Origin of the sequence: Streptomyces caniscabiei (assembly GCF_014930365.1) — a bacterium.
GTDB lineage: Bacteria > Actinomycetota > Actinomycetes > Streptomycetales > Streptomycetaceae > Streptomyces > Streptomyces caniscabiei.
Map to the genome: position 1 here is coordinate 225,104 of NZ_JABXWI010000012.1, position 23,094 is coordinate 248,197.

Below are 23,094 nucleotides of genomic sequence, written 5' to 3' on the forward strand. Positions count from 1 at the left end.
ATCACACGTCCAACTGGTCGGCCACGGCGCGCAGCAGACCCGCGATCTTCTTGCCGGCGGCACGGTCGGGATAGCGGCCCCGCTCCAGCATCGGCGTGATGTTCTCCAGCAGTGTGGTCAGGTCCTGCACGATCGAGGCCAGCTCGTCGGGCTTCTTGCGCTGGGCGGCGGCGACCGAGGGCGCGGGCTCCAGGATCGTCACGGAAAGCGCCTGGTCACCGCGCTGACCGGCGACGACGCCGAACTCGACCTTCTGGCCCGGCTTCAAGGTGTCGACACCGGCGGGCAGTACGGAGGAGTGGACGAAGACGTCACCGCCGTCGTCGCGGGAGAGAAAGCCGAAGCCCTTCTCACTGTTGAACCATTTGACCTTGCCGGTAGGCACGTCTGTCCTCGTCCTCGTACTCGTCGGAAACTGCGTCTGAAAGGTGTTCGAAGGTGTTCTGAGTGTGCTTCGAGTGTGTTCTGAACGTGTTCTCGGTGTGCGCAAACTGCTCTGGACAGCACTACAGCGGGTCGTCGGACCCGCCGGTCCCCAGCCTATTGGTCCGGGGGCGGGTGACAAGACGTCGGCCGACTGTTCCCTCGCGCTGGGAACTACCCTGGTCGGGTGCGTGACAAAACCCAACCGAATTCCGCCGAACCCGGTGACCGACTGATCCGTGTCGGCGGCATCGTCTTCATCATCGGCGCCGTGGCCACACTCGTCACCGTGGCCCCGCTCCTCCTCGGAACGACGCCGTTCCCCACCTACATGTTCGTTCTGAGCATGCTCATGGGGGTCGGATTCCTCATCGCCGGCGCGGGAGTCCTCCAGTCCGTCGCGGCGGGGCGCCGAAAGGCCCGCGAGGCGCGCTTCTAGCGAAGGGCCCCGCAGGGCACGTTTCTAGCCTCGGTGCGCGGCGAGCCACGCGGGGAAGGCCGTGAGGTCCGCGAGGACGACGTCGGCGCCCGCCTCGCGCAGCTCGCGCTCGTCGCAGGGGCCGGTGGCGACGGCGACCGAGTACGCCTCGGCCGTGCGCGCGCCCCGTACGTCGCCGGTGTGGTCGCCGACGTACACGCTCGCGCCGTACTCCCGCAGCGCGTCCGCCTTGGCCTCCGCCCACAGGTCGCCGACCAGCACGTCGGGCTCGATGCCGAGGTGCTCCAGGTGCAGCTTCGCGTTCGGCTCGTACTTGGCGGTGACCACGATCGCCCGGCCCTCGGCGGCCCGGACCGCCGCGATCGCCTCCGGCGCGCCGGGCATCGCGGGGGTCGCGGCGATCGCGATCGACGGGTACATCGCCCGGTAGAGGTCGGCCATGGCCGGGATCTCGGCGGCCGGGAACCAGTGCGCCAGCTCGTCCGCGAGGGGTGGTCCCAGCCGGGTGATCGCGAGATCGGCGTCTATGTACGCCCCCGTCCGCGCGGCCAGCGCCACGTAACAGGCGTGGATCCCCGGCCGCGAGTCGATCAACGTCATATCGAGATCGAACCCGACGGTCAGCATGCGAGAACTCATGCGGTCCATTGTGGGGGCGGGGTGGGGTGGGGTGGGGTGGGGTGCGTGGTTGGGTGCGGGTCCGGTGGGGCTTCTCGCGCAGTTCCCCGCGCCCCTGAAAAGCAGGGGCTGCGCCCCCTGCTTTTCAGGCCCGCAGGGCCTGGGCTTTCAGGGGCGCGGGGAACTGCGCGAGCAACCCCCACCCACCCGCACCCGCCCACGAAACCTCACCGAGGCCGCTGCGACCGCCAGAACAGATAGAGCGCGGACGACACGGCCGCGACCCGCAGCACCCACGGCCACGTCTCCGCCAACGCCCCGCTCATCTGCCCCTGGGCGATCGGATCCCCCCAGCGCCCGTCACCGCGTCCCCACAGCCACACCACACCCCCGGCGGCCACGACACCGGGAACCCCCATCACCGCCCACTTCGACTCCGAGGGCGTCAGCCTCCGCGAGAGGTAGGCGATCAACCACCCCAGCCCCAGCGGCACCAGACTCCCCATCACCGCCCCCGCGACCAACAGCACGGCCGCCAGCAACAGCAGCGGATTGCTCCACCCCGCACCCGCGGAACGCAACCGGGGCAACGGCACCCGCCGCCGAGCCGGGGCCCGAACCGCGGCCCCCTCCTCCGCCTCACCCGCCGAAGCCGCCGAAGCCGCCGAAGCCGCCGCCCCCTTCTCGACGACCGCCCCGCGCTCCCCGCCCTTCGCCCGCACCCCGGCCTCGTCCGCGTCCGCCTTCACCGGAGGCGGCTTCAGCAGCTCGGGGATCTCCACGCCTCCGACGAACCCCGGTACGGAGTCACCGAGTCCGAACCCGATGTCGCCGCCGGGCCCCCCGCCCCCACCGACCCGCCACCAGTCGGGCTGGGCGTCCCCCTCCCCCAGCTCGTGCAGCGGAGCGAGATGCGGTGGAGCGGCGCCCCCGGCCACCGGCGGTGGCACGGCATCGGAGGAACGCGGTCGCGGCACGACCCGCCGCAGCCCCCTGGACAGCCCCTTGGTCCGCTCCCCGGTGTCCCCGGTGTCCTGGTCGGCCGCGTCCCCGCCGGTCACCCGCTGCACGGGCACGGCGGCGGCCGGCGGTTCCGGTACGTCACCGGGCGCGCCCGCCGCCTCGACGATCTCGTCCGGCGTACCCAGGCGGGCGATGATGCGGCGCACGGCGGCCGGGCTGTCGACCGGCGCCTTCGCCCGCCGCCGGTCGATCTCGTCCCGCAGCCCCGACACCAGCCGCATCCGCGTCGACGACGGCAACTGCCGCTGCTGGGCCAGGTCACCGACCCGGCTCAGATACTCGTAGACGACCTGGTCGCTCTCAATCCCCACGAAGCCCCTCCGGGGTTGGCGCGCGTACTTCCTCCCGACGGTATCGCTTCCGGGGAGGGCCCTCGGGCCCGCAGACAAGCAAGGGGCGCAGCCCCTGCTCGTCAGGGGCGCGGGGCTGTGTCGATATGCGGCTCCGCCGCGCGGGCGCGAGCAACCCCCACCGACCCGCACCCGCCGACGAAACATGCGCCCCGAGCCATCAGGCGCCCCCAGCCGTGCGGCACCCCAAGCCAAGAGGCGCCCCCGCCCGACGCAGCCGCTACCGTTGGCCGGATGAGCACCGAGGAGCAGTTCCCCACGGAGGCGGCGCCCGCCGGTGGCGCCCCCCGTTCGCTGGCGGAAGCCCTGCGCGGGCGGGACGACCGCTCGCTCGCCGTGCTGCTCCGGGCGCGTCCGGACCTCATCACGCCCGTGCCCACCGACCTGACCCAGCTGGCGACCCGCGCCGGTACCCGCGCGTCGGTCGTCCGGGCCCTGGAGCGGCTGGACCGGTTCGCTCTCCAGACCGCCCAGGCCCTGGCCGTGGCGGCGGACCCGGCGTCGTACGACGAACTGGCCTCCCTGCTGGCCGGTGACGACGCGGACCCCGCCGTCACCGCCGCGCTGCCCCACGCCCTCGGCGCCCTGCGCGACCAGGCCCTCGTGTGGGGCCCCGAGCACCGGCTGCGTCTGGTCCGCACGGCCCGTGAGCTGCTCGCGCCCTCGCCGCAGCACCCCTCCCCCACCGGCCTCGGCCCGACCGTCGCGGAGGCCACGGCGGGCATGTCGCCGGGGCGGGTCCAGGAGATCGTGGCGGCGGTCGGCCTGGCGAGCACCCATGACTCGGTCTCGGCGGTCACCTCCCTCGCGGCGCTCTTCACCGACCGCCGCCGGATGGCCGCGCTCCTCGCCACCGCGCCCGCGGAGTCCCTCGACGTCCTGACCCGGCTGGTGTGGGGGCCGCCGTACGGCCAGGTGACCGCCAACCCTGCGCCGCATCTGCGCTGGCTGCTGGACCGGGGGCTGCTCCTGCCGACCGCCCCCGGCACCGTCGTCATCCCCCGCGAGGTCGCCCTGCATCTGCGGTCGGGCCGGGCGCACCGGGACGTCCAGCCGGTGCCGCCGCCCGTCGAGGCGTCGGGCACGCACCGTCCACAGGTGGTGGACGCGACGGCGGCCGGGCAGGCGTACACCGCGCTGGCGACCGTGGAGGAGCTGCTGAAGGACTGGGACGAGGGCGGTCCCGGTGTCCTGCGCGCCGGCGGGCTCAGCGTGCGGGACCTGAAACGGACGGCGGTGGCCCTCGACCTGCCCGAGCCGGTCGCCGCCTTCTGGGTCGAACTCGCCTACGCCGCCGGGCTGTTGGCCTCCGACGGCGAGGCCGACGAGCGGTACGCCGCGACACCCGCGTACGACGAGTGGCTGGAGCTGCCCCCCGCCGACCGCTGGACACGGCTCGCCACGGCCTGGCTGACGGCGACCCGTACGCCGGGCGTGATCGGGGAGCGGGACGCCAAGGACCGTACGCTGTCGGCGCTCGGCCCGGGGCTGGACCGGTCGGCCGCGCCCGAGGTGCGCCACCGGGTCCTCGCCCTGCTCGCCGCGCTCCCCGAGGGCACCTCGGCCACCCCCGACTCCGTCCTGGCCCGCCTCCACTGGGAGCGCCCCACGCGCGGCGGCCAGCACCCCCACCAGGCCCCGGCGCAGTCCTCGCCGGCGCAACAGCCCCCGCAGTCCCAGGCATCGCAAGCAGCGCCGGCCTCCCCGGCGTCCCAGCAACCGGCCGCCCGGTCGCGGCAGGGCGAGGATCTGCGGGCCCGGATCGCCCGGTGGACCCTGTCCGAGGCGGAGTCGCTCGGGATCACCGGGCGCGGCGCGCTGTCCTCGCACGGCCGCGCGCTCCTCGGGCTCCCCGACGGGGCCCACGCCCCGGCCGAACTGCCGGAGACCCCTGGCGACAAGCTGCCGGCCCACCACGTGCCCCTGCCGCACCCTCCCGCGTCCGCCCCCGCCCCCGACGCCGTCGCCGAGCGGGCCGCGGCGGCGGCCCGGGCCGCCCGGCTGCTCGCGCCGCTGCTTCCCGAGCCGCTGGACCACGTCCTGCTCCAGGCGGACCTGACGGCCGTCGCGCCCGGCCCGCTGAAGCGTCCGCTGGCGGACATGCTGGGGGTGCTGGCGGACGTGGAGTCGAAGGGTGGCGCGACGGTGTACCGGTTCACGCCGGGGTCCGTACGCCGGGCCCTCGACGCGGGCCGCAGCGCCTCCGACCTGCACGACTTCCTGACCGCGCACTCCCGTACGCCGGTCCCGCAGCCGCTCGCGTATCTGATCGACGACGTGGCCCGGCGCCATGGTCATCTACGGATCGGCGCGGCGTCGGCGTACGTCCGCTGCGACGACGACGCGATGCTCAGCGAGATCCTCGCCGACAAGCGCTCGCAGGGGCTCGGGCTGCGGAGACTCGCGCCGACCGTCCTCGCCGCGCAGACCGACCCGGCGGCGCTCCTCGACGGGCTGCGGGCGATGGGGTACGCGCCGGCTGCCGAGTCGGCGGAGGGCGATGTGCTGATCACCCGGGCGCACGCCCGCCGCACCCCGCCCCGTACGGCCCCGGAGCCGGTCCCGGACGGTCCCCCGGCCCCGGACGACACCCTGCTGGGCGCCGCGATCCGCGCCATCCGCGCCGGTGACCTCGCCTCCACCACGCCCCGCCGGCCGTCCGGCGGTCCGGCCGCCGCGCCGGGTGCGCTGCCCCGTACCGGCTCCGCCGAGACCCTGGCGACGATGCAGGCCGCCGTCCTCACCGGCGAGGCCCTCTGGATCGGCTACGTCAACGCCGAGGGCTCCGCGAGCCAGCGGGTCATCGCCCCGGTCCGCGTCGAGGGCGGCTTCGTGACGGCGTACGACCACACGGCGGACGAGGTCCGCACCTTCCCGCTCCACCGGATCACGGGCGTCGCGGAACTGGCGGACGACTCGACCTGACCCACCGGGTCCGGGCGACGCCGTTGATCAAACCGCCTCCCGGAGATCAAGCCGCCTCCCGGAGATCACCCGTTCGGGCGTATGTCGGCTTTCATGCAGGCCACGCCCCGTTTTCCCCCGCACGGGCGAGCGCGGGCCCTCCGGCGCATCGACTCCCCTGACGCGGGGCAGCCACCCTGTGTCCGATCGAGATCGACCCCTGCGCTCGAAAGGCTCCCCGTACGCATGCGCCCTCTCTCCGCACTGCTCTCCGCAGCCGCCGTCGCCACCGTCGCCGTCGTCCTGGTGAGCGCCCTCGCCACCCCGGCCGCCGCGAACCCGCCCCTGCCCCTCCCCGAACTCGGCACCCTCGTGGGCGAGGGCATCGGCGTGGAGGGCCCCCTGATCCAGAACGTCAGCCTGTTGAAGTAGCCCTGCGCAGGCGGTAGCTGTCGCCTTCGAGGTGGACGGTCTCGGCGTGGTGCGCGAGACGGTCGGTCATCGCCGGGGCGACCCCGCCGAAGATCTCCTCCCAGCGGTCGAGCGGGCGGTCGCTGGTCACGATCAGCGAGGCCCGCTCGTAGCGGTGCGCGATCAGCCGGAAGAGGAGCCGGGCGGCGTCCGTGTCGAAGGGGAGGTAGCCGACCTCGTCGACGATCAGCAGGGGGCAGGCGTCGAGCGCGGACAGTTCCTCGGCGAGCCTGCCCTCGTCCCGTGCCCCGGCCAGCCGTGCGGCCCACTCCGACGCCGTCGCGAAGAGCACCCGGTGTCCGGCCTGGCAGGCCCGTACGCCGAGCCCGATCGCCAGATGCGTCTTGCCGGTGCCGGGGGCGCCGACGAACACCACGTTCCGCCCGGTGCCGACGAAGTCCAGCGTGGTCAGCCGGGCCAGCAGCCGGCGGTCGAACGCGCGCGGGTGCCCCTCGTCGAACTCCTCCAGCAGCTTCCGCGCCGGGAACCCGGCCGCCCGCACCCGCGCCTCGCCCCCGGCCCCGGCTGCCGTGTCGGCCCCGGCTCCGACTCCGCCGACGACTCCGGTCGCGGTCATGTGCGGCGCCCGCCGGGCCTCGTACGGCACCAGCCGTGTCCCGCCCCGGGTGAAGCGGGTCTCCCGCCTCTCGCGGCCGTCGAGCCGCTCGTGGTTCTCGTACGACGTGGCCTGGGCCGGGATCGGCAGCGGCGGCGGCCGGAGCGTCGCGGGGGCCGGCGTCGGCTCGCCGTGGTCCGTCGGCCGGTCCGGCCCGCGCGTGCCCTGCGGCGGCTTCGGGGCGGGGGACGGGCCGTGGTGGGAGCCGTGGCCCTTGTCCTCGCGCAGCATCGGCCCCGACATGTACGCCAGCAGCACCGCCGAGGCGATGAAGGCCATGTGGATCACCGTGCCCCACAGCAGCGCGTGGTGGGAGGTGTGGTGGACGTCCACGAACATCTGGAGCAGATGCACGGAGGAGATGCCCACGATGGCGGTGGCGAGCTTGACCTTCAGTACGTTGGAGTTGACGTGCGAGAGCCATTCGGGCTGGTCGCGGTGGCCCTGGAGACCGATGCGGGAGACGAAGGTCTCATAGCCCCCGACGATCGTCATGATCAGCAGATTGGCGATCATGACGACGTCGACCAGTTTGAGCACCGCGAGCATCACATAGGTCTCGGTGGCGCTGCCGCTCACGCACCGGACGATTAACGTCCACAGCTCGTTGAAGAACTTGTAGACGTACACCCCCTGTGCCGCCACCAGACCGAAGTACAGCGGCGCCTGGAGCCAGCGCGTAGCGAACAGGGCGTAGCCGAGCGTGGTGCCCTGCGGGGAGACGGACGGGGTGACCGGGTCGGCGCCGTCGGCCGGGGTGGGTGGGTGCACGGTTCGCATTCTTCGGAACCGTTGCCGCAAATCTGAATTCCAGCCACTCATCGGAATGAATAGACATCCAATAGGACTGGAGGCCTGTCAGGGGGAACGATCAGGCACACTGGACGTTTGGCCGAATCGAAAGGTGTCGCGCGTGAACGGTCCCCTCATCGTCCAGTCCGACAAGACACTGCTCCTGGAAGTCGACCACGAGCAGGCGGACGAGTGCCGTCGGGCCATCGCGCCCTTCGCCGAGCTGGAGCGGGCGCCGGAGCACATCCACACCTACCGGGTGACGCCGCTCGGGCTGTGGAACGCGCGGGCCGCCGGGCACGACGCCGAGCAGGTCGTGGACGCGCTGGTGCAGTACAGCCGCTACCCGGTGCCGCACGCGCTGCTGGTGGACGTCGCCGAGACGATGGACCGCTACGGCCGCCTCACCCTCTCCAAGCACCCGACGCACGGTCTCGTCCTGACCACCACCGACCGGCCGGTGCTGGAGGAGATCCTGCGGTCGAAGAAGGTCGCCCCGCTCGTCGGGGCCCGCATCGACCCCGACACCGTCGCCGTGCACCCCTCCGAGCGCGGGCAGATCAAGCAGACGCTGCTGAAGCTGGGCTGGCCCGCCGAGGACCTCGCCGGGTACGTGGACGGCGAGGCGCACCCGATCGACCTCGCCGAGGACGGCTGGGCGCTGCGGCCCTACCAGAAGCAGGCCGTGGAGAACTTCTGGCACGGCGGCAGCGGTGTCGTCGTCCTCCCCTGCGGGGCCGGGAAGACACTGGTCGGCGCCGGCTCCATGGCCCAGGCCAAGTCGACGACCCTCATCCTCGTCACCAACACCGTCTCCGCGCGGCAGTGGAAGCACGAGCTGGTGAAGCGGACCTCGCTGACCGAGGAGGAGATCGGGGAGTACAGCGGGACCCGGAAGGAGATCCGGCCGGTCACCATCGCCACCTACCAGGTGCTGACGACCCGGCGGAAGGGCGTCTACCCGCACCTGGAGCTGTTCGACTCCCGTGACTGGGGCCTCATCGTCTACGACGAGGTGCACCTGCTGCCCGCGCCCGTCTTCAAGTTCACCGCCGACCTCCAGGCCCGCCGCCGGCTGGGGCTGACGGCCACGCTCGTCCGGGAGGACGGGCGCGAGTCGGACGTGTTCTCGCTGATCGGGCCCAAGCGGTTCGACGCGCCCTGGAAGGAGATCGAGGCGCAGGGCTACATCGCGCCCGCCGACTGCGTCGAGGTCCGGGTGAACCTGACCGACTCCGAGCGGCTCGCCTACGCCACCGCCGAGCAGGAGGAGAAGTACCGCTTCTGTTCCACCACCGCGACCAAGCGGAAGGTGGCCGAGGCGATCGTCCGCCGTTTCGCGGGTCAGCAGATCCTCGTCATCGGCCAGTACATCGACCAGCTCGACGAGTTGGGCGCCCACCTGGACGCGCCGGTGATCAAGGGCGAGACCAGCAACGCGCAGCGCGAGAAGCTCTTCGACGCGTTCCGGCAGGGCGAGATCAACGTCCTGGTGGTGTCGAAGGTCGCGAACTTCTCCATCGACCTGCCGGAGGCCACGGTCGCCATCCAGGTCTCCGGCACCTTCGGCTCCCGTCAGGAGGAGGCCCAGCGCCTCGGCCGTGTCCTGCGCCCCAAGGCCGACGGCCACCAGGCCCACTTCTACTCCGTGGTCGCCCGCGACACCATCGACCAGGACTTCGCCGCCCACCGCCAGCGCTTCCTCGCCGAACAGGGCTACGCCTACCGGATCATGGACGCGGACGAACTCCTGTCGGAGGGCTGAGGGCGGGGCCGGTGACCGGTGACTGGTGACCGGTGACTGGTGACCGCTGCCGGTCACCGGTCCAGGCAGGGGCGCCGAGGACGGAGGCCGCCTTGAGTGCGGGCAGCGGGAACCACGTCGTCGGGCCCTGGGGGCGGGCGGTGCAGGGCGGTTGAGGCGTCGGAGCAGGGGTGATCAGCGGGTCACGCGCGGGGACCCGGGGGATCACCGGCGGCGTACGCCCGCTTCCTCCGCGTACTCGCCGAGGACGACGACGTTGAAGGCGGCGCTCGCGAAGACCTTGACGGCGCGCAGGGCATCGGCGATTCGGTGACGGTTGTGGTGGTCGTCGAGGCCGGTCGCGCCGGGCGGCGGACCGGGTCGGCCGGAGGCCGAGGCTGGGATGAAGGTCGCTGCACTCATGTCTCCATGGTGGAACGCCCGCCTGGGGAACGCGTCGGTCTCCGGAGTGAATGCGCTGTGCCCCCGGCTCCCTCTCAGGTCCAGCCCTCCCGTAATACCGGCGACGTACGAACCCCCTAGGGGTACGGCGGGCATCGCCGAAAAAAATCCGTTGGCCTCCGCCCCCTCCCCTCACCTACACTCTCCGCTCTTGCCCGCCTCCCGTCCGTGGAGCGCCGCCGCCCGGACGGAAACCGGCCGGTCACCGCCGTCAGGCGTACCCCAGCTCCCGCAGGCCCCCGGAGGCACCCCCTTGTCCGCGCAGCCCACCGCCGACCCCGCCGCGCCCGCCGCCCCCACCGACCCCCTCTCCCGCGAGCGCTCCCATCTCGCCGCCTCCCGTGCCGCGCTGCGGGCCATGCGGGAGGACGTGGAGGCGCTGGACATCAAGGACGTCACCGCGAACTGGGTGAACGCGGAGGTGTTGTCCCGCCAGATCGAGGAGCGGATCAAGGCCCTCGCGGACCTCAGCCACACCCCGCTCTTCTTCGGCCGCCTCGACTATCTGCACGCCCCGGGCGCGGACCGGGCGGAGGGCGCGGAGGGGGAGAGGTTCTACATCGGGCGCCGGCATGTGCACGACGCGGACGGCGATCCGATGGTCATCGACTGGCGTGCCCCCGTCTCGCAGCCGTTCTACCGGGCGTCGAAGACCGACCCCCTGGACGTCGGCCTGCGGCGCCGCTTCGGGTACACCGGCGGCGACCTCACCGCGTACGAGGACGAGCACCTGTCCGACCCCGCCGAGGCGGCGGCCACCAGCAAGCTGCTCCAGCAGGAGATCGAGCGTCCGCGTGTCGGCCCGATGCGGGACATCGTGGCGACGATCCAGCCGGAGCAGGACGAGATCGTCCGCTCGGACCTCTCCGGCAGCCTCTGTGTGCAGGGCGGTCCCGGCACCGGGAAGACCGCCGTCGGCCTGCACCGGGTCGCCTACCTCCTCTACGCCCACCGCGAGCGCCTGTCCCGCACCGGCACCCTCGTGATCGGGCCGAACCGCTCCTTCCTGCACTACATCGAGCAGGTGCTGCCCGCGCTGGGCGAGCTGGAGGTCAGGCAGGCGACGGTCGACGACCTCGTCGCACATGTCGAGGTGCGGGGCACGGACGACGCGGCGGCGGCCGTCGTCAAGGGCGACGCCCGCATGGCCGAGGTGCTGCGGCGGGCCGTACGCGCGCACGTCACGCTGCCCACCGAGCCGGTGGTGGTCGTCCGGGGTTCGCGTCGCTGGCGGGTGCCGGCGTACGAACTCGAAGAGATCGTGCGGGAGTTGCTGGACCGGGACATCCGCTACGGGGCCGCGCGGGACGCCCTGCCGCAGCGGATCGCGCACGCCGTGCTGGTGCAGATGGAGCGGTCCGGTGAGGCGCCCGACGACCGGGTGCAGGACGCGGTGGCGCGCAACACGGCCGTGAAGGCGGCCGTCAAGGCGGTCTGGCCGCCCGTCGACCCCGCGAAGCTCGTCATGCGTCTGCTCTCCGACGCGGACTTCCTGGCCGAGCACGCGGACGGGATCCTGAGCGAGGAGGAGCGGAAGACCATCCTGTGGGCGAAGCCGGCGCGGAGCGTGAAGTCGGTGAAGTGGTCGGCCGCCGACGCGGTGCTGGTCGACGAGGCCACGGACCTGGTGCAGCGGACGCATTCACTGGGGCATGTGGTCCTCGACGAGGCGCAGGACCTCTCCCCGATGCAGTACCGGGCGGTGGGCCGCCGCTGCACCACCGGCTCGGCGACGGTCCTCGGTGACCTGGCGCAGGGCACGACGCCCTGGGCGACGCGGAGTTGGGAGGAGGCGCTGGCCCATCTGGGCAAGGCGGAGGCCCATGTGGAGGAGCTGACGGCCGGTTTCCGCGTCCCGACCGACGTGATCACGTACGCCTCCCGGCTGCTGCCGCACATCGCGCCCGGCCTGACGCCGGTGGCGTCGGTCCGGGAGAACCCGGGCTTCTTCGACGTACGGCCGAGCGCCGGCGACCTCGACGTGGTCGCGGCCTGCGAGGAGTTGCTCGGCAACGAGGGGTCGGTCGGCCTCATCGTCGCCGACCCCCGTGTCCCCGCGCTCGCCGAGGCGCTGACGGCGGCGGGCATCGCCTATCTGGCCCCGGGTGAGGAGACGACGCACGAGACCCGCCTCACCCTGGTCCCGGCCTCACTCGCCAAGGGCCTCGAGTACGACTACGTGGTACTGGACGAACCGCAGGCCGTCGTCGCCGGGGAGCCCGACGAACGGACCGGCCTGCGCCGCCTGTACGTGACCCTCACCCGAGCGGTGTCAGGCCTGATCGTCACCCACGCGGCCCCGCTGCCGCCGCAGTTGGCCTAGAGCAGGCCCTCCAGGTCACCGGGCAGGGCACCCAGCTGACGTCGTGCCTCCACCAGCCATATTCCCGCGCCGTCGCGCGTCATGGACTCGTCGTGCTGGTCCTCGGTCAGCGCCTCCGCGTATTCCGCCCGAGCCTGGGTCAGGCTCAGCGAGCCGTTGGGGCCGCCCCGGACGACATGAGCGTCGGTGTCGTCCTGCCCGTCGTCCTCCCAGCCGCACTCCGGGCAGATCTCGAAGTTGGCACGCTCCTCCAGGGTGGGCTGGAAGCAGCAGGGGCACGGGAATGGGCCTGGCCCGCGCTCCGCGCCCGTCAACCCACCCACCTGGCCCGGTCGTCCGGGGTGTGCGGGGAGGCGAAGCGGAAGGGGACCGAGAGACGGGCGGCCAGGGCTCGGCCGCAGCGGCCGGCGGCCACGGCCGACGGGTGGCCCATGACCCGGTCCTTCTCCTCCCCGAGGTACCGCTCGGCCGTCGCCCGGTAGAGGGTGGCCAACCGGTGTTCGCCCGCCGGGTCGGCGGTGAGGGCCAGCAGCTCCACGAACCAGTCGTGGAACGTGTCGCCGTCCCAGACCGCCTCGATCGCGGTGACGCGGCCGGGGCAGCCGGCGGCGAGGGCGGCCAGGGAGTCCGGGTCGAGGGGGCTGTCGGGGGTGCGGGCCACGCGGTCTTTGTGGTGGAGGTAGCGGTCGTTGACGACCTGCTGGGCCTCGACGAGCCCCAGGCCGTGGGCCCGGCCGGCGGTGAAGACGACGCGGATCGCCTGGAAGCCGGCGTCCTGGAGGACGTAGCCGTCGACCTGTTCACGGATGCCGGCGGGCAGCCGTTCCCACCACTCGGATGTGTTCGACGCGTTCATGACGCCAAAGGTACGAGGACACGCGAGGGCCCCCGGCGACCGAGGTCGCCGGGGGCCGGTCAGGCTTGGGGTGGGGCTACTTGAACTTGTTGCTGGTCGCCAGGTAGACCTGCTTCGCGTTCTTGCCGAGGCGTGGCCCGGTGATGAACGTGGAGCGGTCGCTGAGGGAGTTGTTGGAGACCAGGTAGGTGCGGCCCTTGTAGGACATGAACCAGGGGCCGCCGGAGGCGCCGCCGTTCATGGTGCAGCCGACCATGTACTGGGCCGGGTAGTCGCTCGGGTAGCTGTAGCCGAGGACGAAGCGCTTGGTGGCGCCCTGGCAGTGGTACATCTTGGAGCCGTCGTACGGGGCCTCGGCCGGGTAGCCGCGCACCTTCATGTTCTTGACCTTGTTGGCGGCGGGGGCGTTGAACCACACCGGCAGCGCCGAACCGATGCGCTCCTCAAGGGACTTGGCGCCCTTCTCCGGCTTCACGTGCAGCACCGCGTAGTCGTACGCGGCGGCCACGGTGCCCTGGCTCGCGGCGCCGCCCTTGATCCAGGTGCCGGAGGTGGTGGCCCAGTCGGCCCAGGCGATGCCGTACGGGGAGACGTTGCTCGCGCGGTAGTTGGCCGACGCCTGGCTGATGTTCAGCTTGCCCGTGTTGTTGAAGGACGGGACGAAGGCGATGTTGCGGTACCAGCCGCCGCCCTTGCCCGCGTGCACGCAGTGTCCGGCGGTCCACACGAGGTTGGACTTGCCCGGGTGCGCCGGGTCCTTCACGACCGCGGCGGAGCAGACGCTGGACCCCTGGGGCGTGGTGAAGAAGAGCTTGCCGACCGGGGGCGCGTACTTGTGGTAGGTCGCCTTGACTCGGCTGGCCTGCTGCTTCTTGACCTTGCCGTCGGGCAGCCAGACCTGCGTGGTCTTGCTCGACCCGGTGGCGGTGTTGCCGGCCTCGGCGACCGCCGGCAGGTCGGGCAGGTTCTCCTTGGCCTCGGCGATGCGCTCCGGCGTCCAGAAGTTCTCGATGTACGGGTTGGCGAAGTCCTCCGCCTTGGAGGCCCAGTCGCCGCTGAAGTCCTGCCAGCCACCGTCCTTCCACTGCTTCAGTGCGTCACCGGACAGTTCGGTCGGCACGCCCTCGGGGAGCTTGAAGCCGCCGATGGTCGTGTCACCGCCGCCCTCGTTCTCGCCGGTGTCGATGTTGTCGCCCGCGTCCGCCTGGGCGGTCGTGGAGTCGGAGGCCTTGGCCCCGCTCTCCTCGGTCTTGCTGCAGGCGGTGGTTGTGACCATGACCGCGGCGATCACGGCGGCAGCGGCCGTGAGGCCGCGGCGGCGTATGAATGGCATGGAGCCCGTCCCCGTGTGATGAAACTTGTCATGCCCCCGCTTGGCTGGGGCGGAGACCACTATGCACGCGCGCGAGCGCCTGATGATCGCCGGGAGGCCCTTCACGGCGACTTCGCACACAACAACTACGTGGCGGATATCTACCTGTGATGTGGCGGGTCCGCATCCATCGGACGAGGCCGGGCCCAACGCACAGGTTCTTCACAATGATTGATTCGTCATCACTCCGACACCTCCGGCCTCTTGTGCATTACCCGCGAGTAGCGCCAATCTGACCTGCGCATGCCATGGCGCTCGCCATCCCTCGCGGCAGGCTCAGGAGGTCGCAGTGAAGACAGGTTCACGCACGCGCACTTCGCGTCGTTTCCGCAGATCCGCCGTGGTACTCGGCGCCACCGTCACCCTGGTGGTCGGCGTCGCCGGCAGCGCGTTCGCGGCTCCGCCCGCCGCGCTGCCCGCCAACGCCGAGGCGCTGGAGACGACTTGGCAGCCGGCGTACGACTACGACACGGACGGCTGTTACTCGACACCGGCGATCGGCCCGACCGGCACGGTCAACGGCGGCCTGAAGCCGACCGGTTCACTGAGGGGCGACTGCCGCGACCAGTCCGACCTGGACAACACCAACGGCTACTCGCGCTACAAGTGCAACAACGGCTGGTGCGCGATCATGTACGACCTCTACTTCGAGAAGGACCAGGCGGTCGCGGGCAGCAGCATCGGCGGCCACCGGCACGACTGGGAGCACGTCGTGGTCTGGGTGCAGAACGGCACCGCCCAGTACGTGTCGACCTCCGCCCACGGCGGCTTCTCCGTGCACGCCGCGTCCGCGGTCCGCTGGGACGGCACCCACCCGAAGATCGTCTACCACAAGGACGGCATCCGGACGCACTGCTTCCGCCTCGCGGGCTCGGGCGACGAGCCGCCGGAGAACCACGAGGGCACCTGGCAGTACCCGCCGCTCGTCGGCTGGAACGGCTACCCCGCCGGCATCCGCGACATCCTCGTCTCCTACGACTTCGGCAGCGCCAACTTCGGCCTGAAGGACGGCAGTTTCGCCTCGAACCTCACCAAGGCCATGCCGGCGGGGATCACCTTCGACCCCAACGCGTGACCCCTGCCGGGGGCTTGGCCGGGGGGTGGGGCGGCCTCGGGGTGCGTAGTCGGGTGCGGGTCCGGTGGGGCTTCTCGCGCAGTTCCGGGCGCAGCCCCTGAAAAGCAGGGGCTGCGCCCCGTGCGTTTCATCCAGGAGCCCCACACACCCGCACCCGACAACGCGCCCCCGCTCAGCGCGAAGCGGTAGCCCGGCCGATGCGCACGTCCAGGGCCGTACGCCAGGCGCGTACGGCCTCGGCCTCGACCGGCGCGGCCCAGCCCCCGGGACGGGCCGCGCCACCGATGTGGAAGGCGTCGATCCGGGCGGCGCGCAGCCGGGAGAGGTGGCTGAGGCGGAGGCCGCCGCCGATCATGAGGCGTTGCGTGTAGCCGGGGTCCCCGCGTCTCACGGCCTCCGCCAGCAGGACCGGCAGGCCGTCGTCCACGCCCCGCGCCGACCCCGCCGTCAGATACGTGTCCAGCCCCGGCAGGTCCGCGAGCTGCTTGCGCAGGGCGTCCCGGTCGGCGGCACGGTCGATCGCCCGGTGGAACGTCCACGGCCGCCCGTCCAGCTCGGCGACCACCCGCTCCACGGCGTCCAGGTCCGGCCCACCGTCCTCCCCGAGGAACCCCAGCACGAACTCCTCCGCCCCGGCGGCCCGCATGTCGCACGCGATCCGCACCAGCGCGTCCACCCGCCCCGCCGCGAACCCGTCCGCGAGCCGCAGCATGACCCGTACGGGGATGTCGACGGCCGCCTGCACCTCGACGAACGTCGCGACCGTCGGGCTGAGCCCGTCGGCCGCCATGTCCGCCACCAGCTCCAGCCGGTCGGCACCTCCGGCCTGGGCGGCGACGGCGTCCTCGGCGTCGAGGGCGATCACCTCCAGAAGCGCGCGCGTGGTCATGGGGCCCCTTCCGTCGGGCTTGGCGTGACGACAACAGGTCTAGTCCAATTTACCAACAACCGGCACTGTTGGATGCGATCGTCACGTTCAGCACGCGTCCGACCACCGTCCGCATCTACCCTCAATGGGGCGCCGTTCAACAAGACCGGCTGTGCGAGAGGGAGTTGTTCATGCCGAAGCCGAAGACTCTCGACCCGTCCGAGTCGACCCGGGCGATGTACGGCGCGGAGCTGCGACATCGGCGGGAGCGGGCGGGAATGTCCCAGGAGGAGCTGGGGGCGGCGATGTTCGTCAGCGGTTCGTTCGTGGGCCAGCTGGAAGCGGGCGTCCGACGAATGCGACTGGAGTACGCGAAGTCGGTGGACGAGATCCTGAAGACGGACGGGTTCTTCGTGCGGAACCTGGAGGCGGCGCGGCTGTCGCCCTACCGGGCCCACTTCGCGGATGTGGTGGAGCTGGAGGGCATCGCCTGCACGATCAAGGACTGGGCGCCGTCCTCCGTGCCTGGCCTCATTCAGACCCCGTCGTACAACCGAGCCGTGATCCGCGCGTACGACCCGCTCGTCTCGGAAGAGGTCGTCGAGGAGCGAATCGCGTTCCGGAAGGCCCGAGCCCACATCTTCGACAGCCCAACACCGCCCCTGTACTGGGCGATCCTCGACGAGCTGATCGTACGACGTCAGGCGGGCAGCCCAGCGGTGATGGCCGAGCAGCTGCTCCACATCACGAGCATGATCCGAAGCAACCGGATCATCGTCCAGGTGCTGCCCATCAGCGCGGGAGTGCACGCAGGGAACGCCGGCATCTTCAAGCTGATGACCTTCAACGACGCTCCGCCGATGGTGTACTGCCAAGGGTCCGAATCCGGACGCTTGTTGGACGATCCAGCTGTATTCGCCCGCTCTGCGCTGACCTACGATTTGTTGGGGGCCGCGGCGTTGTCGCCTGACGCGTCCCTCGCTCTGATCGAGCAGGCGGCCAAGGAGTACAAGGATGCGGACCGCACCCGATCTGAGGACCGCGACCTGGCGTAAGAGCAGCTACAGCGATGGCGCCGGAGACGAATGCCTGGAAGTCGCCGACGCCCTCCCCGGCCTCGTCCCCGTCCGCGACAGTAAAAACCCCACCGGCAATGTCGTCGTATTCCAAGCCGCCGCCTGGTCGTGTTTCGTGGCGGCGGCTCGGGAAATTCGCGTGGCTCAGTAAATGGTGATCTGCTCGATCTTGTGGACCGTGCCGCTGGGGGAACCGGAGGCGAGGCCGAGGTGGAAGGCGTACCACTTCGGGAGGCGGCCCGAGTCCCACTGAGGGCCGCCCTGAACCGTGCGGTACTTGAAGCTCACCTCGTTGTTGCCGGTGTTCATCCAGCCCACGCCGTAGATGGCGACATCGATGGTGCCCGCGTTGGCGAAGCAGGGGTTCAGGCCGTTGACCTCGAAGTAGAGGAAGTCGCTCCTGTCCCCGCAGTCCACGCGGTTGATGGCGTGAGCGGGCAGGGCGGTGGCGACGGTGGCCGCCAGTGCCGCGCCGGTGACGCCGGCGAAGCGGAGCGCGCGACGCGCGAGCGAACGGTTCATCCAGGACCCCTCTGACTCTCACGACTGACTGACGGGTATTCGGCGAGTGAGAGGGACGGAAGACCCGTCAGGTTGCTCGGCGACGGCAAACTCGTCGCACGAATGCCCTTGAGGGCAGAGGAAGTTGCCCTCCCGTGCACAGTGAATTGCGGCGCCCATTTCCGGCTGTACGCTCTGCGATCGATTCCGGCTTAACGCTTCAGAAATCGACGCAGAGGGAAGTCATGCGCAAAATCACAGCGGCTGTCGCCGCCAGTCTGATGACGTTCGCGGGACTGGTCGCGGCCGGAGCCCCGGCCCAGGCGGCGGGGGCCGCCGAGTACGTCGCGCTCGGCGACTCGTACGCGTCCGGTGTCGGCGCGGGCTCGTACGACCCGGCGAGCGGCGACTGCAAGCGGAGCACGCTGAACTACCCCCATCTGTGGGCGGCGGCCAACCCGAAGTACGCGCTGAAGGACGCCACGTGCAGCGGCGCGACCATCGCGGACGTGCGGGCGGAGCAACTGTCCGCGCTGAGCGCGAACACCAACCTGGTCACCCTGACCGTGGGCGGGAACGACGCCCAGTTCTCGACGGTCGTGCAGACCTGTCTCACCGACGACGAGAACGCCTGCGCCCTCGCCACCGGGTGGATGTCCGCGTACGCCAAGGGCCAGCTGGTGGGTGAACTGACCAGCCTCTACAAGGACATCAAGGCCCGGTCGCCGAAGGCCCTGGTCCTCGTCTTCGGCTACCCGCAGGCGCTGTCCACGACCGGTGCGTGCTCCCCGATCGAGCTGAGCGCCAAGAAGCGCGCCGGGATGAACGGCCTGGCCGACGCGCTCGCGGAGGGTGGGCGGAAGGCGGCGGTCGACGCGGGTGTCCACTTCGTCGACATGCGGGGGCAGTTCACCGGCCACGGGGCGTGCGGCACGGACCCGTGGATCCACGGACTGAACCTCAGCGAATCGGCCGCGACCTTCCACCCGAACGCGGCGGGCCAGGACAAGGGCTACGCGGCCAAGTTCAAGTCCCTCTGGGGCTGACCGGCCGGTGACCGTGGCCGGGCTCAGGGATAGAGGATGAGCTCGGCCTCGGTCGCGCCGGCCAGTTCGTACGACGTCCCGGCGGGCGGTCGGCGGCCCGAGTAGAGGCGTACGAGGGTGGGGGCGTCGCCGATGTAGCGGGCGGGCGGGGCGTCGCCGCTCGGGGCGCCGAGCAGCACGGGCGTGTCGGTGTCGTCGAGGTCGGCGTGCAGCGGGCGGGTGCCGTGCGCCCGGGTGAGGTGGGTCAACAGCTCGACTGCCAGGCCCAGTTGGGGACCTTCGTACGCACCCGGCAGACTCCACGCCTCGCGTACGTCACCGGCGTGCACCCACTCGCCGAAGGCGACGCCGTCCAGGACGCCACCGGCGTCGGCGATGACCGGGCCCGCGTCGGTCATGCCCCGCTCCAGCTCGTCCACGATCCGCGCGACGGGCCACTCGTGCCGCTCGGCGATGTCCCGGTCGTTCGACTCCGGGCTGAAGACGCCCTTCTCCAAGCGGCCCTCGACCACCCGCGACAACACTGCGGAACAGTGCGCCAGCACGTCCCGCACACTCCACCCGGGACAGCAGGTCGCCGCCCCGAAGTCCCCCTCCGGCCGCGCCCGCAACAGCGGTACCAGCGCGTCCCGCTCCCCGGCCAGCAGCCGCGCGGGGAGCTCGGGGTCCCGTACATCGTGCGTATCAGCCACAGTCGTCATGCGACCCACGCTAGGGGGAGAGGGAGTCCGCGTGCACGACCACGGCACAATGCGTGCATGCCCGACTCCCAGTCCTCCAGGGAAACCCTCCGCCACCGCTGGCTGCCCGCGCTGCTGTCGGCGCGGGACGGGGCCTGCGATCCCGCGCCTCTCCCGTACGCCGACGCCCTGATCGCGCGGTGGGCCGAGCCGCAGCGGAAGTACCACACCCTCGACCACCTCACGGCGGTGCTGGACCGTATCGAGGTGCTGGAGGACCACGCGGCGGACCCGGACCTCGTCCGGCTGGCCGCCTGGTTCCACGACGCGGTGTATCTGCCGGAGCGGTCGGAGAACGAGGAGCGGTCGGCACGGCTCGCGGAGCGGGCGCTGCGGGAGGCGGGGGTGCCGGAGGAGCGGACGGCGGAGGTGGCTCGGCTGGTGCGGCTCACCGTCACGCACGATCCGGCCGACGACGACCCGAACGGGCAGGTGCTGTGCGACGCGGACCTCGCGATCCTCGCGTCACCGCCGGAGGCGTACGCCGCGTACGCCGCCGCCGTACGGGAGGAGTACGGCTTCGTCCCGGACGACGCGTTCCGCACGGGCCGCGCGGCGGTGCTGCGTCAACTCCTCGACCTGCCAAGGCTGTTCAGGACGCCGTACGGACAGCGGGAGTGGGAGGACCGGGCCCGGGAGAACCTGCGGGCGGAGCTGGCGGCCCTGACAGAGCAGACAGGGCGACCGGAAGCGGACGACTGACGACCACGCCGTCGCCCCTTCAGGGGCGCGGGGAACTGCGCGAGAAGCCCCACCGGGCGGACGTCTGGGGGTCGAAGGGGCGCAGCCCCTGGGGATGGGTAGGGGCGGCGGGGGCCCGTAACGCCTCACCACCTCGGCCGTCTCGGTCGGTGGGACGGCCGGCACGTGGGGGAATGCGGTCCCGAGGCCGTCGGTTGCCCATGGATATGCCCTCTTCCGCCGCCGCTCCTGACCCCGCCGCCCGATTCCGCATACCCCTGTCCGTCTACGTCCTCGGTCTCGCCGTCTTCGCGCTCGGGACCAGCGAGTTCATGCTCTCGGGGCTGTTGCCGCCCATCGCCGAGGACATGGACGTGTCCATTCCCCGGGCGGGACTGCTGATCTCGGCGTTCGCGATCGGGATGGTCGTCGGGGCGCCCCTGCTGGCCGTGGCGACCCTGCGGCTGCCGCGCCGCACGACCCTCGTCGCCCTGATCACGGTCTTCGGCCTCGGCCAGATCGCCGGCGCCCTCGCCCCCACCTACGCCGTCCTCTTCGCCTCCCGGATCGTGAGCGCACTCGCCTGCGCGGGGTTCTGGGCGGTTGGGGCGGCCGTGGCCGTCGCCATGGTGCCTGTCAACGCCCGTGCCCGCGCCCTGGCCATCATGATCGGCGGCTTGTCGATCGCGAACGTGCTGGGCGTACCGGCGGGCGCGTTCCTCGGGGAGCACTTCGGCTGGCGGTCGGCGTTCTGGGCGGTGGCGGTGGCCTCGGCGATCGCGCTGGTCGGCGTCGTCACGCTCGTCCCGGCCATCCCGCTGCCCGACGAGCGGCCCCGGCTCGCCCAGGAGGCCCGGATCTACCGGGACGGACAGGTCTGGCTCTCCATCGCCGTCGTGGCGCTCGCCGCCGGTGGCGTCTTCTGCGCGTTCAGCTATCTCGCGCCGCTGCTCACGGAGGTCTCCGGCCTGGACGCAGGCTGGGTGCCGACGGTGCTCGCGCTGTTCGGGATCGGGGCGCTGATCGGCACGGCGGTCGGGGGCCGGTTCGCGGACGCGCACCTCTTCGGGGTGCTGCTCAGCGGGACCGCCGCCTCCACGGTCCTGCTCGTCGCCCTGGCGCTGCTCGCCCAGTACGCCGCCGCCGCGGTGCTCCTCTCCTTCCTCCTCGGGGTGTCCGCCTTCTACACCGCCCCGGCGCTCAACGCCCGCCTCTTCAACGTCGCCGGCGCCGCCCCGACCCTGGCCGGTGCCACCACGACCGCCGCGTTCAACCTCGGCAACACCGGTGGCCCCTGGATCGGCGGGGTCGTCATCGACGCGGGCCAGGGCTTCGCCGCCACGGCCTGGGCGGGCGGCGCCATCACCGCGGCCGCCATCGGCACGACCGCCGTCTCGCTCCGCCTGCACCGGCGTACGCGGGCCTCACGCCGGGTGGCCGGGAGCAGTGACAGCGCCGGCGCGGGCGGGGGCGCCGTAAATCCGGTACGTACGAAGGCCTGAGCCCGCCTATCCTCGCCGCCATGCGACACATGGGTGGGGAACAGGTGCGGGAAGCCGTCGAACACAGCCTGGCGGTGCTGGGGGCGGTGGCAGACCGGGACTGGAAGGGCGTCAAGGCCGGGCGGCTGGACTGGAACTGTTGGGGGACCGCCGAGCACATCGCGTCCGACCTGATCGCGTACGCGGGGCAGTTGGCGGGGCGGCCGACGACCCGCTGGGCACCGTTCGAGATCGACATGACGGAGTGCGAGAACAACGCCGACCTGCTGGAGGTGATCCGGACGACCGGCACGATGCTCACCGCCGTCGTCCGGACCACCCCACGTTCGGTCCGCGCCTTCCACCCGTACCCGTTCCGCGCCGCCGACCGCGAGGGCTTCGCGGCGATGGGCGTCGCCGAGGTGCTGCTGCACACGCACGACATCATCGAGGGCCTCGGGCTCCCGGTGTCCGCGGCCGTGCCGCCCGCCGGGCTCGGACTGCCGGAGACCGTGCTCGCCCGCCTCTTCCCGCACGTCAGGCCCGGTGACGACCCCTGGGCGACGCTGCTGTGGGCCACCGGCCGGGGCGATCTGCCGGGCCGGGCGCCCGTCACGGAGTGGAAGTGGAGCAACCCGCTGCACATCGACGCCGAGCGGCTCGTCCTCCAGGGCGTGCACCCGGCCGCCGCGGCCGATCTCGCCGAGGGCGGCACCGGCGGCTTCAACTGGATCGTGGGCGGCCCGGTCGACGGGACCCGGACCGGCGCGGGCCTGGTGTTCCAGGCGTACGAGGCGGGGGTGCACCGGCCGGAGTGGGGCATGTTCGTGCTCGTGCGCAAGGAGGACGGGCTGGCCGTCGGCGCGCTCGGCTACCACGGGGCGCCGGACGAGGAGGGCCGCGTCGAGATCGGGTACGACCTGGTGGAGGGGGCGCGCGGGCGCGGTTACATGACCGAGGCGGTGGGCGCGCTGACCGCCTGGGCGCGGGGGCGGAGCCGGGAACAGGGGGACGTACGGTCGCTGTTCGCGGTCGTCGAGAAGGCCAACACCCCTTCGCAGAACGTGGTTTCGCGCGCCGGATTCGACAAGGTGAGCGACGACTGGGGTGACGGGGAGGACGGGGCGCAGTTCGCGTACGAACTCCGTCTGCGCGCCTGACGTACGCCGGGCCCAACCGCTCCGGTTTCTTGCCGTTTCCCCTGTCCGGGGCCCTGTCACAGTCCCGATAATT

General features: G+C 72.0%; 23 protein-coding genes. 12 read left to right on the forward strand and 11 right to left on the reverse strand.

Features of this window, described 5'->3' with window-relative positions; genetic code table 11:
• Nucleotide 1: 1 nt before the first annotated feature.
• Nucleotides 2–385, reverse strand: a complete 384-nt coding sequence (locus HW837_RS49695) for a cold-shock protein (RefSeq protein ID WP_045556039.1) — start codon at nucleotides 383–385, stop codon at nucleotides 2–4.
• 225 nt (nucleotides 386–610) lie between these two features.
• On the opposite strand from HW837_RS49695, the gene HW837_RS31295 reads away from it, so the two are divergent.
• Nucleotides 611–862, forward strand: a complete 252-nt coding sequence (locus HW837_RS31295; protein ID WP_045556038.1) for a hypothetical protein — start codon at nucleotides 611–613, stop codon at nucleotides 860–862.
• Nucleotides 863–886: 24 nt separating this feature from the next.
• Here the strand turns inward: HW837_RS31295 and HW837_RS31300 are convergent, their stop codons facing one another.
• Nucleotides 887–1,510 carry an HAD family hydrolase gene (locus tag HW837_RS31300; protein ID WP_193382462.1) on the reverse strand — a complete coding sequence of 208 codons (624 nt, stop codon included), beginning with the start codon at nucleotides 1,508–1,510 and terminating at the stop codon, nucleotides 887–889.
• Between the two features lie 197 nt (nucleotides 1,511–1,707).
• Nucleotides 1,708–2,814 carry a hypothetical protein gene (locus HW837_RS31305; protein ID WP_193382463.1) on the reverse strand — a complete coding sequence of 369 codons (1,107 nt, stop codon included), beginning with the start codon at nucleotides 2,812–2,814 and terminating at the stop codon, nucleotides 1,708–1,710.
• A gap of 273 nt (nucleotides 2,815–3,087) precedes the next feature.
• Here HW837_RS31305 and HW837_RS31310 point away from each other — a divergent pair, with 273 nt between their 5' ends.
• Both HW837_RS31310 and HW837_RS31315 read left to right on the forward strand, forming a co-directional pair.
• Entirely contained in the window at nucleotides 3,088–5,778 is a 2,691-nt protein-coding gene (locus HW837_RS31310; RefSeq protein WP_045556035.1) for a helicase C-terminal domain-containing protein, read from the forward strand.
• A 225-nt stretch (nucleotides 5,779–6,003) separates the two neighbouring features.
• On the forward strand, nucleotides 6,004–6,189 hold the full coding sequence (locus HW837_RS31315; RefSeq protein WP_045556034.1) for a hypothetical protein: 186 nt from the start codon (nucleotides 6,004–6,006) through the stop codon (nucleotides 6,187–6,189).
• On the opposite strand, the gene istB is transcribed toward HW837_RS31315, so the two are convergent.
• The gene (istB, locus tag HW837_RS31320) at nucleotides 6,173–7,615 is read right to left on the reverse strand and encodes an IS21-like element helper ATPase IstB (RefSeq protein WP_390623580.1); all 1,443 of its coding nucleotides are present in this window, start codon (nucleotides 7,613–7,615) and stop codon (nucleotides 6,173–6,175) included. The two genes, HW837_RS31315 and istB, sit on opposite strands and share 17 nt — an antisense overlap.
• A gap of 142 nt (nucleotides 7,616–7,757) precedes the next feature.
• On the opposite strand from istB, the gene HW837_RS31325 reads away from it, so the two are divergent.
• A complete protein-coding gene (locus tag HW837_RS31325; protein WP_045556032.1) occupies nucleotides 7,758–9,401 on the forward strand; it encodes a DNA repair helicase XPB in 1,644 nt (547 codons plus the stop codon).
• A gap of 204 nt (nucleotides 9,402–9,605) precedes the next feature.
• Here HW837_RS31325 and HW837_RS31330 read toward each other — a convergent pair whose 3' ends face one another.
• Nucleotides 9,606–9,803: a hypothetical protein gene (locus tag HW837_RS31330; RefSeq protein WP_045556031.1), complete on the reverse strand. Its 198-nt coding sequence runs from the start codon at nucleotides 9,801–9,803 to the stop codon at nucleotides 9,606–9,608.
• Nucleotides 9,804–10,095: 292 nt separating this feature from the next.
• Here HW837_RS31330 and HW837_RS31335 point away from each other — a divergent pair, with 292 nt between their 5' ends.
• Nucleotides 10,096–12,165 carry a HelD family protein gene (locus tag HW837_RS31335; protein WP_193381506.1) on the forward strand — a complete coding sequence of 690 codons (2,070 nt, stop codon included), beginning with the start codon at nucleotides 10,096–10,098 and terminating at the stop codon, nucleotides 12,163–12,165.
• Here HW837_RS31335 and HW837_RS31340 read toward each other — a convergent pair.
• From HW837_RS31340 to HW837_RS31350, 3 genes are all read right to left on the reverse strand, one after another.
• Nucleotides 12,162–12,479: a CPCC family cysteine-rich protein gene (locus HW837_RS31340; protein ID WP_193381505.1), complete on the reverse strand. Its 318-nt coding sequence runs from the start codon at nucleotides 12,477–12,479 to the stop codon at nucleotides 12,162–12,164. The genes HW837_RS31335 and HW837_RS31340 overlap by 4 nt on opposite strands.
• Nucleotides 12,476–13,021 carry a hypothetical protein gene (locus HW837_RS31345; protein WP_193381504.1) on the reverse strand — a complete coding sequence of 182 codons (546 nt, stop codon included), beginning with the start codon at nucleotides 13,019–13,021 and terminating at the stop codon, nucleotides 12,476–12,478. Before HW837_RS31345 ends, HW837_RS31340 begins: the two co-directional genes overlap by 4 nt.
• A 76-nt stretch (nucleotides 13,022–13,097) precedes the next feature.
• Nucleotides 13,098–14,354, reverse strand: coding sequence for a trypsin-like serine peptidase (locus HW837_RS31350; RefSeq protein WP_045556029.1), 1,257 nt, complete (start codon nucleotides 14,352–14,354; stop codon nucleotides 13,098–13,100).
• Between the two features lie 328 nt (nucleotides 14,355–14,682).
• On the opposite strand from HW837_RS31350, the gene HW837_RS31355 reads away from it, so the two are divergent.
• Nucleotides 14,683–15,468 (forward strand): NPP1 family protein, encoded by a 786-nt coding sequence (locus HW837_RS31355; RefSeq protein WP_078853311.1) that lies wholly within the window; start codon nucleotides 14,683–14,685, stop codon nucleotides 15,466–15,468.
• 172 nt (nucleotides 15,469–15,640) lie between these two features.
• On the opposite strand, the gene HW837_RS31360 is transcribed toward HW837_RS31355, so the two are convergent.
• On the reverse strand, nucleotides 15,641–16,357 hold the full coding sequence (locus tag HW837_RS31360; RefSeq protein ID WP_193381503.1) for a copper homeostasis protein CutC: 717 nt from the start codon (nucleotides 16,355–16,357) through the stop codon (nucleotides 15,641–15,643).
• Nucleotides 16,358–16,527: 170 nt separating this feature from the next.
• Here HW837_RS31360 and HW837_RS31365 point away from each other — a divergent pair, with 170 nt between their 5' ends.
• Entirely contained in the window at nucleotides 16,528–17,391 is an 864-nt protein-coding gene (locus tag HW837_RS31365; protein WP_060887677.1) for a helix-turn-helix domain-containing protein, read from the forward strand.
• Nucleotides 17,351–17,563 carry a DUF397 domain-containing protein gene (locus tag HW837_RS31370; RefSeq protein WP_193381502.1) on the forward strand — a complete coding sequence of 71 codons (213 nt, stop codon included), beginning with the start codon at nucleotides 17,351–17,353 and terminating at the stop codon, nucleotides 17,561–17,563. Before HW837_RS31365 ends, HW837_RS31370 begins: the two co-directional genes overlap by 41 nt.
• On the opposite strand, the gene HW837_RS31375 is transcribed toward HW837_RS31370, so the two are convergent.
• Nucleotides 17,557–17,934, reverse strand: a complete 378-nt coding sequence (locus tag HW837_RS31375) for a beta/gamma crystallin domain-containing protein (protein ID WP_093789844.1) — start codon at nucleotides 17,932–17,934, stop codon at nucleotides 17,557–17,559. The two genes, HW837_RS31370 and HW837_RS31375, sit on opposite strands and share 7 nt — an antisense overlap.
• 224 nt (nucleotides 17,935–18,158) lie before the next feature.
• Between HW837_RS31375 and HW837_RS31380 the strand changes: the two genes are divergently transcribed.
• Nucleotides 18,159–18,959: an SGNH/GDSL hydrolase family protein gene (locus HW837_RS31380; protein WP_193381501.1), complete on the forward strand. Its 801-nt coding sequence runs from the start codon at nucleotides 18,159–18,161 to the stop codon at nucleotides 18,957–18,959.
• Nucleotides 18,960–18,982: 23 nt separating this feature from the next.
• Here HW837_RS31380 and HW837_RS31385 read toward each other — a convergent pair whose 3' ends face one another.
• Nucleotides 18,983–19,660: a maleylpyruvate isomerase family mycothiol-dependent enzyme gene (locus HW837_RS31385; RefSeq protein WP_045556024.1), complete on the reverse strand. Its 678-nt coding sequence runs from the start codon at nucleotides 19,658–19,660 to the stop codon at nucleotides 18,983–18,985.
• A gap of 57 nt (nucleotides 19,661–19,717) precedes the next feature.
• Between HW837_RS31385 and HW837_RS31390 the strand changes: the two genes are divergently transcribed.
• From HW837_RS31390 to HW837_RS31400, 3 genes are all read left to right on the forward strand, one after another.
• Nucleotides 19,718–20,401: an HD domain-containing protein gene (locus HW837_RS31390; protein ID WP_093789847.1), complete on the forward strand. Its 684-nt coding sequence runs from the start codon at nucleotides 19,718–19,720 to the stop codon at nucleotides 20,399–20,401.
• Nucleotides 20,402–20,652: 251 nt separating this feature from the next.
• Nucleotides 20,653–21,882, forward strand: coding sequence for a Cmx/CmrA family chloramphenicol efflux MFS transporter (locus tag HW837_RS31395; RefSeq protein WP_193381514.1), 1,230 nt, complete (start codon nucleotides 20,653–20,655; stop codon nucleotides 21,880–21,882).
• A gap of 29 nt (nucleotides 21,883–21,911) precedes the next feature.
• On the forward strand, nucleotides 21,912–23,021 hold the full coding sequence (locus tag HW837_RS31400; RefSeq protein WP_193381513.1) for a GNAT family N-acetyltransferase: 1,110 nt from the start codon (nucleotides 21,912–21,914) through the stop codon (nucleotides 23,019–23,021).
• Nucleotides 23,022–23,094: the final 73 nt, after the last annotated feature.

Excerpts from the sequence above, each read along its gene's own strand:
- HW837_RS31330 (WP_045556031.1), bottom strand. The coding sequence starts at position 9,803 with ATGAGTGCAGCGACCTTCATCCCAGCCTCGGCCTCCGGCCGACCCGGT.
- HW837_RS31365 (WP_060887677.1), top strand. The coding sequence starts at position 16,528 with ATGCCGAAGCCGAAGACTCTCGACCCGTCCGAGTCGACCCGGGCGATG.
- HW837_RS31400 (WP_193381513.1), top strand. The coding sequence starts at position 21,912 with ATGGGTGGGGAACAGGTGCGGGAAGCCGTCGAACACAGCCTGGCGGTG.
- HW837_RS31350 (WP_045556029.1), bottom strand. The coding sequence starts at position 14,354 with ATGCCATTCATACGCCGCCGCGGCCTCACGGCCGCTGCCGCCGTGATC.
- HW837_RS31360 (WP_193381503.1), bottom strand. The coding sequence starts at position 16,357 with ATGACCACGCGCGCGCTTCTGGAGGTGATCGCCCTCGACGCCGAGGAC.
- HW837_RS31300 (WP_193382462.1), bottom strand. The coding sequence starts at position 1,510 with ATGGACCGCATGAGTTCTCGCATGCTGACCGTCGGGTTCGATCTCGAT.
- HW837_RS31310 (WP_045556035.1), top strand. The coding sequence starts at position 3,088 with ATGAGCACCGAGGAGCAGTTCCCCACGGAGGCGGCGCCCGCCGGTGGC.
- HW837_RS31375 (WP_093789844.1), bottom strand. The coding sequence starts at position 17,934 with ATGAACCGTTCGCTCGCGCGTCGCGCGCTCCGCTTCGCCGGCGTCACC.
- HW837_RS31345 (WP_193381504.1), bottom strand. The coding sequence starts at position 13,021 with ATGAACGCGTCGAACACATCCGAGTGGTGGGAACGGCTGCCCGCCGGC.
- HW837_RS31370 (WP_193381502.1), top strand. The coding sequence starts at position 17,351 with ATGCGGACCGCACCCGATCTGAGGACCGCGACCTGGCGTAAGAGCAGC.
- HW837_RS31315 (WP_045556034.1), top strand. The coding sequence starts at position 6,004 with ATGCGCCCTCTCTCCGCACTGCTCTCCGCAGCCGCCGTCGCCACCGTC.
- HW837_RS31390 (WP_093789847.1), top strand. The coding sequence starts at position 19,718 with ATGCCCGACTCCCAGTCCTCCAGGGAAACCCTCCGCCACCGCTGGCTG.
- HW837_RS31385 (WP_045556024.1), bottom strand. The coding sequence starts at position 19,660 with ATGACGACTGTGGCTGATACGCACGATGTACGGGACCCCGAGCTCCCC.
- HW837_RS31380 (WP_193381501.1), top strand. The coding sequence starts at position 18,159 with ATGCGCAAAATCACAGCGGCTGTCGCCGCCAGTCTGATGACGTTCGCG.